1 protein-coding gene is annotated in these 206 nt (G+C 36.9%); it reads right to left on the bottom strand.

Annotation, left to right across the window (positions count from 1 at the left end):
* Nucleotides 1–206 (bottom strand): DUF1064 domain-containing protein (locus FC87_RS06745; RefSeq protein WP_156656558.1); only part of this gene is annotated, 206 nt, incomplete at both ends.

Genomic DNA, 206 nt, shown 5'->3' with positions numbered 1-206 from the left:
GTGTAACGCCGTCTGCGCCGTTTTTTACCATTTACGGTAATTCCATCAAGAATTACAAAACTCTCGTGGATTGATACGCTTTTTTGCGAATTACTTGCATACAATCGATAATATTGCGCTTCAGCTTTGCTATCGAACTTAATTCCGTCAATTGTCATTTTCTTTGCGTGATATTTGTTATGACTTTTCTGTAACTGGTTAGTTCT

Source organism: Fructilactobacillus florum DSM 22689 = JCM 16035, from assembly GCF_001436645.1.
GTDB lineage: Bacteria > Bacillota > Bacilli > Lactobacillales > Lactobacillaceae > Fructilactobacillus > Fructilactobacillus florum.
This window is presented reverse-complemented; position numbering and strand designations above follow the sequence as displayed.